Source organism: Sphingobacterium kyonggiense (assembly GCF_039536825.1).
GTDB classification, from domain to species: Bacteria; Bacteroidota; Bacteroidia; order Sphingobacteriales; family Sphingobacteriaceae; genus Sphingobacterium; species Sphingobacterium kyonggiense.
In genome coordinates, this window is the sequence record NZ_BAAAZI010000004.1 from 176,247 (window position 1) to 189,082 (window position 12,836).

Below are 12,836 nucleotides of genomic sequence, written 5' to 3' on the forward strand. Positions count from 1 at the left end.
TCTACAAATAAACTAATTTTACTTAGCTCGATGCATCAACATATCGGCTAAAGCAAATAGTTCTTCTTTACGCGTTGCGTCTACATTCAATTGTGATAATTGTTCATAGGCTAAATGCATATAACGTTGTTTTACCCCTTCAGCGTATTGATCAACATTTAATTTTGCATATAAGTTTTTCATACGGTTCACCTTGTCCTCATTACTGATGTTCGAATCTTGAATCAGCAACTGGAATTCCTCCTGATCTGCATCTTTAGCAAGGTGCTGAGTATGAATATGTAGTATGGTTTTTTTGTTGGCCAGGATATCTCCACCTACTTGTTTACCAAAGCTGGAAGGATCTCCATAGACATCTAAGAAATCATCTTGCAATTGAAAGGCAATTCCAAGGTTAACACCAAAACCATAAATTAAATCTTGTTGCTCTTTAGTAGCGTTGGCCAATATAGCCCCCATTTGTAAAGCGCCGCCCAAGAGTACAGAAGTCTTCAGCTTGATCATTCGAAGGTAATCCTCTTCTCTAACCTCGAGCTGTTTCTCAAAATCCATATCCAACTGCTGCCCTTCACAGACTTCAATGGCTACTTGATTGAACACAGTTAGTAACTCTGCAATATGCTCCTTCGGACTTTTACCCAATTCCTGATAAGCTTTTACCAAAAGACCATCACCTGATAATATAGCCACATTGTTGTTCCACTTCTCATGTACCGTATCTTTTCCACGACGTAGAGGAGCATTATCCATAATATCATCATGAATCAAGGAGAAATTATGAAAATACTCAATGGCAGCACTGGCAGGTAAAGCTTTGGACATATCTTGCTCTCCAAATAACCTTGCAGACATCAAAACCAGCATAGGTCGGATGCGCTTACCCGCTAAGGAAAGAATATACCGAATAGGATCGTAAAGTTCCCGAGGCTCATTTGGAAATTCTGCTTGCTGAATATAATTGGAGATTAGTTTACTATAGGGATTTTGCTCGAACATATTTACTAAAAATTGGTACGAAGATAAGCAATTTACTGCGAAATGCCTTTTGAATATTCGCTGTATACTGTGTAAATTGCGGAAATTAGACCCCCAATATGCGCATATTAATCGTTCATAATGAGTACCAACATATAGGTGGCGAGGACTTCGTCGTAAAACAAGAAATGGATGCCCTATTAGCTAACCATGAAGTGGAGCGTTTTACGACTAAAAATGTGAAAGGATTGGCGGGTTATCTACAATACCTTACCTATCCCATGAACTGGAAGGAGACTAAGCGCTTAAAAGAGAAGATTAAGGCTTTCAAACCCGACATTGTTCATATCCATAACATGCATTATGGATTAGGTCCCCTATTTATCTTACACATCAAAAAACTAGGTATCCCCATGTTGATGACATTGCATAATTTTCGTTTGCTATGTCCTTCGGCAACACTTTTTTACGATGGAAACATCTTCCTAGATTCTATTTCGAGGAACTTTCCTTGGTTAGCGGTACGCTTAAAAGTGTTGGAAAACTCCTATATCAAGACCTTTTGGACGGCCTTTACTTATTGGACACATCGAAAAAGAGGATCTTTCGATATGATTGATCGTTACATTGTACTTTCTGATTTCTCTAAGAGGTTATTTGAACGCTCTACTTTTCCGGTTAAAATTAAGAAGTTTAGTGTTAAGCCCAATTTTGTGGAGGACTTCCCGGCTGTGGAGGCAGAGACCGGTGATGAATTTGTCTATGTAGGTCGTCTATCAGAAGAAAAAGGAATACTTCCATTACTGCATGCATGGAAAGCCAGTAATTACAAGTTGAAAGTCTTTGGAACAGGACCCCTGCAGGAAGAAGTTGAGAAGATTTGTCAGCACAGTGCCAATATTCAATATTTTGGTTTCCAGAATAAGGACATCCTTCGCAAGCATATGGCAGCTGCCAGCGCAGTAATAGTTCCATCAATATGCTATGAATCAATGCCTTTGGCTGTTTTAGAAGCTTATTCACTAGCTGTTCCAGTGCTTGCTAGCAATGTTGGTATTTTAGGCGAAATGGTTGTACCTTTGTATACAGGAATGTTATTTGACCCTCATAACCATAGCCAACTAATCCAAAAGCTTGGCGAATGGACAGCTTTAGATCCTGAGAAAAAGCAAGAGATTAAAGCGAATTGTAGAGAAGAATTCCTCAAAAAATATCAGCAGAAGATCGTCATGAAACAATTGGAAGCCTGTTATCAGGCTGTTTTAGATGAAAAGGCTGCTGCCAATAATTAATTTAGAAAGGAAACAAACATGAACATTATCGTAATGGATAGATTAGGTCTTGCTCCTCAGATTGAGGCTGCATTGGCTACTGTATATGATCCAGAGTTAAAACCAGCTAATATATTAGATCTAGGACTGGTTTATGAAATTATTACCAAAGAAAACAGACAAGCTAAGATAGTAATGACCTTGACGGCTCCAGGATGTCCTGTTGCTGGTGAGTTGATGAACGAAGTACAACAAAAAGTATCGGCTATTGAAGGGATCGATGAGGCAATCGTTGAATTGACTTTTGATCCACCTTGGAATAGAGATATGATGAGTGAAGAAGCTAAGCTTGAACTAGGCTTCCTTTAGGCTCAATTCTGAAAAATACTGTCGAAGTGCTTGTACCTGTTTAAGGTTAAGCACTTTTTTTAGGTCCTCATCAGAAGCTTCACGTATTTTCTTTACCGATCTAAAAGTCTTTAAGAGCTTCTCAACCGTCACCTTTCCAATTCCGGGTATATTGTCCAACTCAGACACGAAAGTCTTCCTACTGCGTTGATTTCGGTGAAATGTAATACCAAATCGGTGCGCTTCATCTCTCAGGTGTTGAATAATCTTTAGCGTCTCCGATTTCTTGTCTAAATAAAGTGGGTATTGGTCTCCCGGATAATACAATTCTTCCAGTCGCTTAGCAATACCAATCACCGTTACTTTCTTTTCAATGCCCAATAGCTTTAAGCTCTTCAAAGCAGCTCCTAACTGTCCTTTTCCGCCATCAATTACAATAAGTTGAGGCAATGACTGGTCTTCATCTAATAATCGCCTATAACGTCTAAAAACAGCCTCCTCCATGGTTGCAAAATCATTCGGTCCCTCAACTGTTTTCACATTAAAGTGCCGGTAGTCTTTTTTAGATGGTTTGGCATCCTTGAAAACCACTATGGCAGATACAGGATAATTACCTTGAATATTGGAGTTATCAAAACATTCAATATGTCTTGGCATTACAGGCAACCTAAGGTCTTTCTGCATTTGTGTCAAAACACGCTCTGTTTTAACTTCTGGATTTAATTTTTCGTATTGTAGGAGTCGCTCCTTCTTAAAATAGGCGACATTCTTAAGCGAAAGCTCCAATAGCTTCTTCTTCTCCCCTAACTTAGGAATGACAAATTTTATCTCCTCGTTTCCTTCGATATCCAATTCGAAAGGAACTATAATTTCTCGGGAAAGACTACGATATCTCGATCGAATCTCAGGAATAGCAATAGCCAGTAGCTCCGCATCAGTTTCATCCAATCGCTTCTTAAGTTCTACTGTTTGAGTTTGTATAATAACTCCATTGACCACCCTTAAGAAATTCACAAAGGCATAATTATTCTCCGAAGCGATGCTAAACACATCAACATTACTGATGGAGGAATTTACTACGGTAGATTTACTTTGGTAGTTCGCTAATTTCTCCAGTTTCACTTTAAACTTATGCGCACCTTCAAAATCCATAGCTTCCACTGCAGCTTGCATCTGTTCTTTCAGTCGATTGGTCACTACACCTATTTTTCCATTTAAGATATCTTTGATATCGGAAAGATTCTGATCGTAATCTTCTTCTGTCTGGTATCCCTCACAAGGTCCTTTACAATTTCCAATCTGATATTCTAAACAAACCTTAAACTTCCCTTTGGAAATGTTTTCCTCTGTTAAACTCAGGTTACAGGTACGTAGAGGAAACAGCTCCCTTATCATATCCAGCACGATATGCATCATACCTACAGAGGCATATGGGCCAAAATATCGAGAGCCATCCTTAATGTATTTACGTGTCCAGAAAATTCTTGGGAAGCGTTCATTCTTAATGACAATCCATGGATAGGTCTTGTCATCTTTCAACATGACGTTGTAGCGTGGCTGATGTTTTTTGATCAGATTATTCTCCAATAACCAGGCATCAATCTCCGTATCCACAATAGTAAAAGCTATCCGATTGATCTTGCGAACTAATACCCGAGTTTTACTATTAAGTTGTTGCGGATTGACAAAATACGAGCTTACCCTATTTTTAAGGTTCTTTGCTTTTCCGACATAAATCAGGACATCATCTTTATCGAAATATTGGTAGACACCAGGTTTATGGGGTATTTTGCTTAATTCCTTTTTATAATCAAATTCCATCATCTCACACAAAAAAACCAGACCAATCGGTATTATCCGTACGGGTCTGGTTTAAATTTATTAAAGTTAGGGCTAAAATCCTAACCGATCATCATCTAACTGTTGTGAATCGGATTGTGAGGGTTCATTTCCATAGAATTTGGAATAATTCGAACAATCCATTTCAAAACGGGTAATACCCCCCTCAGGTTTAGGGAAGTCTTCTTGCGAATAGTTCAAGTTCTTATCCGCATACACCTTTCGCATAAACAAACCAAACACTGGCATGGCTGCTGCCGCCCCTTGTCCATACTGCATACTGCTAAAGCTAATACCACGGTCTTCTGCACCTGTCCATACTCCAGCTACCAGTTCCGGTGTGATACCGATAAACCAAGCATCGGAGTTGTCATTCGTTGTACCTGTTTTACCACCGATTGGATTTTTCAATCCACCAAAGTTAGGATCCCAACGTAAGCGACTACCTGTACCACCATCGACTACACCTTTCAGCATATCCACCATCGCATAAGCCGTTTCTCTGTTCAATACCATCGATACTTTTGGTGCCTTCTCATAAATCGGCGCACCATTTTTATCTTCAATACGCAAAATCATCGTAGGCTCTACATAAGTACCTTGATTTACAAAGGCAGAATAAGCACCCACCATGTCAAATAAAGAAGCATCGTAAGAACCCAATGCAATCGATAAGTTATTTGGGATATTGGAATTCACGCCCATTCTTTTCGTGAATTCGGCAACATTAGATGCCCCAACTTCTGAAATTAAATAAGCAGAAGCATAGTTCTGTGAGTATTTTATTGCATTCTTTAAAGTAATAGGGTCACCACCTTGAACGGTTCCCTTAGGTGTCCAATCGCCATAAGTCTGCATGTGGTTAGGTATAGACACACATGGACCATAACCATTGTCAATAGCATAAGCATATACAAATGGTTTAGCTGTTGAACCCACCTGGCGTGTTCCTAAGCGTACTTGATCATATTTAAAATGCTCAAAGTTAATACCACCAACCCAAGCTTTGATATAACCTGTTTTTGGTTCCATCGCCATCATGGCATTTCTTAAGAACAATTTCGTGTACTTAATAGAATCCAATGGCGTCATCACTGTATCCACTGAACCCTTCCAAGTAAACAGGGTCATTGGAACCTTTTTCTCAAACTCCTTTTTGATTTGATCCTCAGTCATACCTTCAGATTTTAAAGTATGCCAACGATCAGAACGCTTCATACCGGTAATCAGAAGATTTGCATTCTTTCCAGTAAAGGCATTTCTACGCTTCCACTGTTTATCAAATTCACGTTGCAGACGAGTCATCCATTCCTTTTGAGCATCTTCTGCATATTGTTGCATCTTATAATTAATCGGCGTATAGATTTTCAATCCATCACGATCTAAATCATAAGGAGTACCATCAGGTTTAGTGATAGCTAAACGTTGAAACTCTTTCTTAATCTCTTCTTTTAATACCGCACGGAAATACGGAGCTAAACCTTCCCCATAGTTTGAAATGGTTAATTTCAATCCTAAAGGTTTTGCCTTATTTTTCTCAAACTCTTCACTACTGATGAAGTTTTGATCACGCATATTCTGCAACACCAAGTTACGGCGAGCCAAAGCACGTTCAGGACGACGTACAGGAGAATATTCACCTGGACCTTTCAACATCCCAACTAATAAGGCTGCTTGATCTGGTGTTAATTTCTCCGGAGTCGAATTGAAATAAGTACGAGCTGCGGATTTAATACCAAAGGTATTATAAGCACCAAAATCGACGGTGTTGAAATACATCATCACAATCTCTTCTTTGGTATAATTTCGCTCTAAACGTACAGCAGTAATCCATTCTTGGAACTTCTGCATGATACGTTTTAAGGAATTCTTCGCGCGACGCTCTCCAAATAAGTTTAATGCTAGCTGTTGGGTTATGGTACTACCCCCCTGTTTATTTCCACCAAGCGTTAAAACTACGGTTGATAAGGTACGGGAATAGTCAATTCCGGAGTGCTCGTAAAAACGCTTATCCTCCGTAGAAACCAATGCCTGCACTAAAGAAGGCGATAATTCACTATATTTTACATTTGAACGATTATGAACATAATACGTACCTAAAACTTTGTTATCATCAGTTATTATTTCTGAAGCCAAATTACTCTTTGGGTTCTCCAGATCCTTAAAGGTTGGTAATTTTCCAAATATCCCCACACGGACACTAATGAGGAACAATACAGCAAAAACAATTAACCCGATTAACAGCTTCCAATAATTTAGGCTATACCGTTTTACATCTTCTTCTGTAAGTTTGCTATTCTTTGATTCTCTCTTCATTTGCTATTTAACGAATAATCCACTTATTATGGACCTGCATGGATTCCATAATATCAGTAAGTGTGCCAATTGTTTGTTGAACGCTACAAAAATACCATAATTTTCTAGATGAATAGAAATGTTACTAAACTAGAATTCAATTTTCTTTAAAACATCAGCTAATCAGGCTTTAAAACCCATTTCCTACTCCAAAATTTTCTACATAAAAACCCGTATTTATAGCAATAAAAAAATAAAACCTAAAAGATGCTGAGCTGTTTATAGCGTACTAGAAGATTGTGCTTCAAAATAATTACCTTCGTTATATCTTATGCCGAATACTAAATCACAAGCAGGACTTCTTTTCATCTTCATTACAGTTGTTTTAGACTCTATTGGATTGGGAATTATCATCCCAGTAATGCCGGCATTAATCAAAGAGCTGATACATGGTGACTTGAGTCAAGCCTCCTCCTATGGTGGTTGGCTCACCTTCTGCTATGCCTTTATGCAATTCTTTTTTGCAGCAATATTGGGCAACTTATCTGATCATTTTGGACGTAGACCGGTATTATTGTGTTCCTTATTTGGTTTCACCATCAATTACTTGCTCATAGGCTTTGCCCCTTCCATCTTTTGGCTGTTTGTAGGTCGTTTGGTAGCCGGTATTACTGGTGCAAGTCATACTGTTGCTGCAGCTTATATTGCCGATGTCAGTACAGCAGAAAACAAAGCTCAAAACTTTGGATTATTGGGAGCAGCCTTTGGTTTAGGCTTTATTATTGGTCCTGTATTGGGTGGTGTACTTGGGCATTACGGCTCTAGAATTCCATTCTTTGCTGCCGCCGGCCTCTCCTTCTTGAATTTCCTATATGGCTATTTCGTAGTACCTGAATCTCTAAAAAAAGAAAACCGTAGAAACTTCCGTTGGATAAACGCCAATCCAATAGGTAGTTTTCGGCATATTGGGAAATACCCACAAATTCAAGCCTTGGTCATCTGTATATTCCTGATAAACGTGGCAGCCCATGCCGTACAAAGTACCTGGTCTTATTTCACCATGGAGAAATTCCATTGGGATGAACGAATGGTGGGCTATTCTTTAGGCTTTATAGGCATATTACTGACCATAGTCCAAGCAGGATTAATTCGCATAATAATTCCAAAATTAGGAATTCCAAAAGCCATTGTATTGGGTCTACTCTTGAACAGCATATCACTTTTAGCTATGGGTATTGCTCCTAATACCGGATGGCTGTACGCAACGAGTATATTTTATGTATTCGCTGGGATTGCCGGCCCTGCCATTCAAAGCTCCATATCCAATCAGACACCTGCTAATGAGCAAGGGCAAATTCAAGGAGGGCTAACATGTATCATCAGCCTGACAGCCATCATTGGTCCATTACTGATGACCAGTTTATTTTCTGCATTTACCAAAAAGAACGCCTCGGTATATTTACCGGGCGCTCCATTTTACTTAGGCAGTCTGCTAGCATTTATAGCCGTCATCCTTGCCATTAATTATTTTAGAACAAAGTCGGAAAATATCGACTAAGCTTGTTTTTCCAATAGGCAAACCGCATAGGCAACAACACCTTCTTCTCTTCCGATGAATCCCATTTGCTCGTTTGTAGTCGCTTTGATAGAAACATCCTCCAAAGAAATACCTGCTGCTTCAGCAATATTAGCTTTCATTTGAGGGATATATGGTTTAATCTTAGGCGCTTCCAAACAAAGCATTCCATCGATATTGCCTAGTACAAAGCCCTTTTCTTTAATCAAAACGATGCAGTGACGCAATAGATCTAAACTGTTGGCATCCTTCCAACGCATATCCGTATTTGGAAAATGATAACCGATATCTTCCAAATTGGCAGCACCAAGGATGGCATCACAAATTGCATGTGCCAATACATCCGCATCGGAATGTCCAAATGCACCAGCATGGTGATCTAAAGTTACGCCTCCAACAACAAAAGGATGTCCTTCTTTCATCTGGTGGACATCAAAACCAAAACCTACTTTAATTTTCATTGCCAATATTGTTATTTAAATCTGCATAAAGATGCTCAAATAAACCTGAAGCACATAAAAAAGGCTTTAAGTTTTATGCTTAAAGCCCTTTTTCTAATCTTCTTGCTCATCTTAATGAGATGCAGCTTATATTATTTTATATATTCTAAATCGTATTTCGATTCTTTGAAGAGCAGCTTAAGCTGAAACCTCTTCATTTACGAACTCATCATAAAGTTCGCCGAAAGCATCATAATCCTCATCTGAAGCAGGTTCAAATGTGCGAATATTATGCTCTTGAATATAAGCATTGATTTCCGGATTGATCCCTTCATCGCATTTGATCACTACGTCCGTAAATGAAAGCGCACCTTTACAGATATCTACATAAGAACCTGAAGCATAATCTTTCAATTTTTCCGCGTCGATGTCCACTTGTGAAGCCATCTCAGCATACTTACTTCCTAAGCTAGCGTTTTCAAAATCCTCTTTGAAGAGCGAGTAAAACACCTTAGCATCTTTGAAAGTAGGATCATTCTGATAAACGGTTTTCAAATAAGCAGGAACCATAGCGGTAAACCATCCGTGGCAGTGTACCACATCAGGTGACCATCCTAGTTTCTTGACAGTTTCCAAAGCACCCTTACAGAAGAATAAGGATCTTTCGTTATTGTCGTCAAAGAATTTCCCTTGCTCATCACGGAATACTTTCTTCCGTTGGAAATACTCTTCGTTATCCAAGAAGTACACTTGCATTCTTGCCGCCGGCAAGGATGCTACCTTAATAATTAGCGGATTATCATTATTGTCCACCACAATGTTCATTCCCGACAACCTTATCACTTCATGAAGACGATTTCTGCGCTCGTTGATGTTTCCAAAGCGTGGCATTAGAATTCGAATCTCGAATCCTTTTTCTTGCATAGCATGTGGTAACTGGCGTGTTATTTCAGAAATTTTACTTAATTCAAGGAAAGGCGACATTTCATGGGTAATAAACAAGATTTTCGTTTTTGCCATCTCCAACTGTTTTTTTATTTATTGAATAGTAAAATCGGTCTACAAAGATACATATAATTTATCAATTTTACAATTGATTAAAAATCATCGTTTTATAATTTAAACTTTATTCCTCATTTTTGCAGCTAATTTCTAAATTTTTGACGTGAAAATAGTACGTACTAAAGCCGAACTGCAGGAGATTCTCCAGCAAGTCCGTCAGGAGAACAAGACCATTACCTTAGTCCCAACTATGGGCGCTTTGCATGAAGGTCACCTATCGTTAATCGAATACGCAAAGCCGAGAACTGACATCACTGTTTGCAGTATTTTCGTAAATCCCACACAGTTTAACGACCCCAAGGATTTGGAGAACTATCCCAGACCTATAGAAAATGATATCGCTTTATTGGAATCTGTAGATTGTGACATTCTTTTCCTACCTAGTGTAGAGGAGATGTACCCTGCGAATGATCCAGAATGGCATATTGATTTGGGAAATCTAGACCGCATCTGGGAAGGAGAACATCGCCCAGGCCATTTCCAAGGTGTTACACAAATCGTCTATAAACTTTTTTCTTTAGTGAAGCCAGATCAAGCGTGCTTTGGTCAAAAGGACTTTCAACAAGTGATGGTCATCCAACGCATGATTGACATCAAAGAATTGCCCATTAAACTATTGATTTGCCCTACTGTCCGTAGTGACAAGGGGCTAGCCTTAAGTTCTAGAAATGCAAGGTTATCGGAAGAAGGCAAAGAAAATGCGCTATATCTTTCTAAAGCCCTGCGTTACATTAAAGATAATATTCATCAACAATCGGTAGAAGTACTACTGAAAAATGCGATGGACTTACTTGCTAGTAATCCAGCATTGACATTAGAATACTTGAGCATTGTTGAATCCAGCAGTCTTGAACCGGTAAAAAGTATTCAACCTGGAATTGGTTATGTAGCCTTAATCGTTGTTTGGGTAGAAAACGTACGTTTAATAGACAATATCATCTTACAGGAAGCAGATTCCACAAAATAATTTACAAAGCATTTACATCGAAAAGCCTAACTTTGCAATATGTTTATTGAAGTAATGAAATCAAAAATTCACCGCGCTCGTGTTACACAAGCGGAGTTGAATTATGTAGGAAGCATCACCATTGATCAAGACTTAATGGAAGCTGCTGACTTAATCGCCAATGAAAAAGTACAAGTGGTTAATAATAATAACGGCGCCCGTCTGGAAACATACGTTATCCCAGGAGAACGTGGCACTGGTACCATCTGTTTAAACGGAGCCGCTGCACGTCTTGTGCAAGTCGGTGACATCGTCATCATCATCTCCTACGCAACTATGGAACGCGAAGAAGCCAAAGCCTTCAAACCTATGGTGATCTTCCCGGATGAGAATAATAGGTTGCTTTAGGAGACCGCTTCGCTATTAGATGTGAGATAGGAGATGTGAGATAACAGACACAAGACAACAGATAAAAGACGTCTGTAGGTCAACTCAGAGCAAAGCGAAGAGTCTGAGCCCTGCGGGCAGTATATAGTCGATAGCATAAAGTAGTTAGACCAATTGGCGAGATAGTTTTAAGGAATTATTTTGATGCGGTTGAAGTATGCTTCCATCTATTTAGATCACTGCGATATGAGATTTGAGACTGATAAGGTTGATTATGTTATTTACAACTCAGAGCGAAGCGAAGAGTCTTTTCTCCACCCCCACAAGAACCCGTCATCCTAAATCGAAGATTTAGGAACTTTAAACTATATCTTTAAAGCCAACTGCCATTTCAAGACAGTTGGTTTTTTTATGCCGTTATTTTTTGTCCTTATGAGATTATTTAGAGGCGGTCGAAGCATGCTTCGACCCTACAGTAATGGTGGTTAGGATTAATAAAATCACAGTTGTTTGTAGGGGCGATGCATGCATCGCCCGCCATCTAGAATCAGTTTTTAGATGTCTATTATCTGTTTTCTATTATCTTTTGTCTAAAATTAAATTAAACGGGCGGACATTCTGTTCCTTCTCGTCGGGGATAAATCCACTTACCTAATTAGACCGCTGCGCTATTAGATATGAGACGTGAGATATGAGATAGAAAAAGGGATATAAGTCATCTCTAACTTAGAGAGCAGTGGAATGGTTGCCTGGTTTTTAAAATAATAAATAATAGACAGTCTATTCGCCAAAGAGTTGAGTTCCTTTCTATTTCATATCTAATAGCATCGCGGTCTCCTATCTCACTCCTCCACTTTCCTTCGTGAACCCTACGGATTTTCCAAGGATCTGATAGGGATCTTCTTAGGATCTCGTTCGCTTCTAACCGAACGAGATCCGAAGGAGTTCCGAACAAGTTCCGAAGGAGATCCGAATAAGTACCAAAGAAAACCTCTGTAAGAGACGATTAGACGTCATATAAAAGTCAAGGAGAAAACAAAGTATTATCACAGAAAATCTTGCTTGAAAAGTTAAAAATCCTGCGTAAAACCCGCTTGTCAAACTTCCCAAAACTCACTAATATTTTCGCTGTTTTAGGGATGAGTAAACTTATGGTTAGCGGGTTTTCAGTAATGTTGGGAAATAGTTCAGATCAAGGAATTGCGAAAACTTCATATATTTGTTGTTAACATAGAATTCATTTGGATGTGTCGTAACAAAATCGCTAATTTTGCGGAGGATACGTCCTAAGCTACATGAAGTTCATCCGATCATATCGCCAATTTATTGCCCATTTCCTGTTTTACTGGATGGTGGGAATCATTATTAGTGGCGTGGTGTTTATGCACAAGGAGGTTACTTCAACTGGCGAGATCGTCACCCACATTCACCCTTACAACCTAGGGGAGAAACATCACCACAAACACCACTCGGATGCGGAGATCAGATTTTTAGATATTGTCTTTCAAGGCAGTTATCTGAACTGGGAATCGCAGACATTTTCAGCTCCTATTCAGCAGGTTTTAACTGAAATTGATTATGCCGAGCAGGTTTTTGCGGAAATCAAACAAGTCCTAGCCTTCTACACTGGTCTGGATCCTCCCAGCTATTTAGCGTAATATATCATCATTTTAATGCCCATGAACCGCGATTCACAG

The 12,836-nt window shown here is 39.1% G+C and carries 11 protein-coding genes; 6 read left to right on the top strand and 5 right to left on the bottom strand.

Annotation, left to right across the window (positions count from 1 at the left end; genetic code table 11):
* Positions 1-18 precede the first annotated feature (18 nt).
* Positions 19-996: a polyprenyl synthetase family protein gene (locus ABD676_RS01895; protein WP_344672979.1), complete on the bottom strand. Its 978-nt coding sequence runs from the start codon at positions 994-996 to the stop codon at positions 19-21.
* A 98-nt stretch (positions 997-1,094) separates the two neighbouring features.
* Between ABD676_RS01895 and ABD676_RS01900 the strand changes: the two genes are divergently transcribed.
* Together ABD676_RS01900 and ABD676_RS01905 are read left to right on the top strand one after the other, a co-directional pair.
* On the top strand, positions 1,095-2,267 hold the full coding sequence (locus tag ABD676_RS01900; RefSeq protein WP_344672980.1) for a glycosyltransferase family 4 protein: 1,173 nt from the start codon (positions 1,095-1,097) through the stop codon (positions 2,265-2,267).
* Positions 2,268-2,285: 18 nt separating this feature from the next.
* Positions 2,286-2,615, top strand: a complete 330-nt coding sequence (locus tag ABD676_RS01905; protein ID WP_344672981.1) for an iron-sulfur cluster assembly protein — start codon at positions 2,286-2,288, stop codon at positions 2,613-2,615.
* Here the strand turns inward: ABD676_RS01905 and uvrC are convergent.
* Together uvrC and ABD676_RS01915 are read right to left on the bottom strand one after the other, a co-directional pair.
* Positions 2,601-4,418, bottom strand: coding sequence for an excinuclease ABC subunit UvrC (gene uvrC, locus ABD676_RS01910; protein WP_344672982.1), 1,818 nt, complete (start codon positions 4,416-4,418; stop codon positions 2,601-2,603). The genes ABD676_RS01905 and uvrC overlap by 15 nt on opposite strands.
* A gap of 69 nt (positions 4,419-4,487) precedes the next feature.
* On the bottom strand, positions 4,488-6,749 hold the full coding sequence (locus ABD676_RS01915) for a penicillin-binding protein 1A (RefSeq protein ID WP_344672983.1): 2,262 nt from the start codon (positions 6,747-6,749) through the stop codon (positions 4,488-4,490).
* A 310-nt stretch (positions 6,750-7,059) separates the two neighbouring features.
* On the opposite strand from ABD676_RS01915, the gene ABD676_RS01920 reads away from it, so the two are divergent.
* A complete protein-coding gene (locus ABD676_RS01920) occupies positions 7,060-8,286 on the top strand; it encodes a TCR/Tet family MFS transporter (protein ID WP_344672984.1) in 1,227 nt (408 codons plus the stop codon).
* Here the strand turns inward: ABD676_RS01920 and ispF are convergent.
* Positions 8,283-8,765, bottom strand: a complete 483-nt coding sequence (gene ispF, locus ABD676_RS01925; RefSeq protein WP_344672985.1) for a 2-C-methyl-D-erythritol 2,4-cyclodiphosphate synthase — start codon at positions 8,763-8,765, stop codon at positions 8,283-8,285. The two genes, ABD676_RS01920 and ispF, sit on opposite strands and share 4 nt — an antisense overlap.
* Positions 8,766-8,942: 177 nt before the next feature.
* The gene (locus ABD676_RS01930; protein WP_344672986.1) at positions 8,943-9,764 is read right to left on the bottom strand and encodes a glycogen/starch synthase; all 822 of its coding nucleotides are present in this window, start codon (positions 9,762-9,764) and stop codon (positions 8,943-8,945) included.
* A gap of 145 nt (positions 9,765-9,909) precedes the next feature.
* On the opposite strand from ABD676_RS01930, the gene panC reads away from it, so the two are divergent.
* The 3 genes from panC to ABD676_RS01945 all read left to right on the top strand — a co-directional run bounded on the left by panC (position 9,910) and on the right by ABD676_RS01945 (position 12,797).
* Positions 9,910-10,773 (top strand): pantoate--beta-alanine ligase, encoded by an 864-nt coding sequence (gene panC, locus ABD676_RS01935; protein ID WP_344672987.1) that lies wholly within the window; start codon positions 9,910-9,912, stop codon positions 10,771-10,773.
* A 39-nt stretch (positions 10,774-10,812) separates the two neighbouring features.
* Complete coding sequence (gene panD / locus ABD676_RS01940) at positions 10,813-11,160, top strand: aspartate 1-decarboxylase (protein ID WP_344672988.1); 348 nt, start codon at positions 10,813-10,815, stop codon at positions 11,158-11,160.
* A 1,274-nt stretch (positions 11,161-12,434) separates the two neighbouring features.
* Positions 12,435-12,797: a hypothetical protein gene (locus tag ABD676_RS01945; RefSeq protein ID WP_344672989.1), complete on the top strand. Its 363-nt coding sequence runs from the start codon at positions 12,435-12,437 to the stop codon at positions 12,795-12,797.
* Positions 12,798-12,836 lie beyond the last annotated feature (39 nt).

Coding starts and splice junctions, on each gene's coding strand:
- ABD676_RS01895 (WP_344672979.1), bottom strand. CDS start 996: ATGTTCGAGCAAAATCCCTATAGTAAACTAATCTCCAATTATATTCAG.
- ABD676_RS01900 (WP_344672980.1), top strand. CDS start 1,095: ATGCGCATATTAATCGTTCATAATGAGTACCAACATATAGGTGGCGAG.
- ABD676_RS01905 (WP_344672981.1), top strand. CDS start 2,286: ATGAACATTATCGTAATGGATAGATTAGGTCTTGCTCCTCAGATTGAG.
- uvrC (WP_344672982.1), bottom strand. CDS start 4,418: ATGATGGAATTTGATTATAAAAAGGAATTAAGCAAAATACCCCATAAA.
- ABD676_RS01915 (WP_344672983.1), bottom strand. CDS start 6,749: ATGAAGAGAGAATCAAAGAATAGCAAACTTACAGAAGAAGATGTAAAA.
- ABD676_RS01920 (WP_344672984.1), top strand. CDS start 7,060: ATGCCGAATACTAAATCACAAGCAGGACTTCTTTTCATCTTCATTACA.
- ispF (WP_344672985.1), bottom strand. CDS start 8,765: ATGAAAATTAAAGTAGGTTTTGGTTTTGATGTCCACCAGATGAAAGAA.
- ABD676_RS01930 (WP_344672986.1), bottom strand. CDS start 9,764: ATGGCAAAAACGAAAATCTTGTTTATTACCCATGAAATGTCGCCTTTC.
- panD (WP_344672988.1), top strand. CDS start 10,813: ATGTTTATTGAAGTAATGAAATCAAAAATTCACCGCGCTCGTGTTACA.
- ABD676_RS01945 (WP_344672989.1), top strand. CDS start 12,435: ATGAAGTTCATCCGATCATATCGCCAATTTATTGCCCATTTCCTGTTT.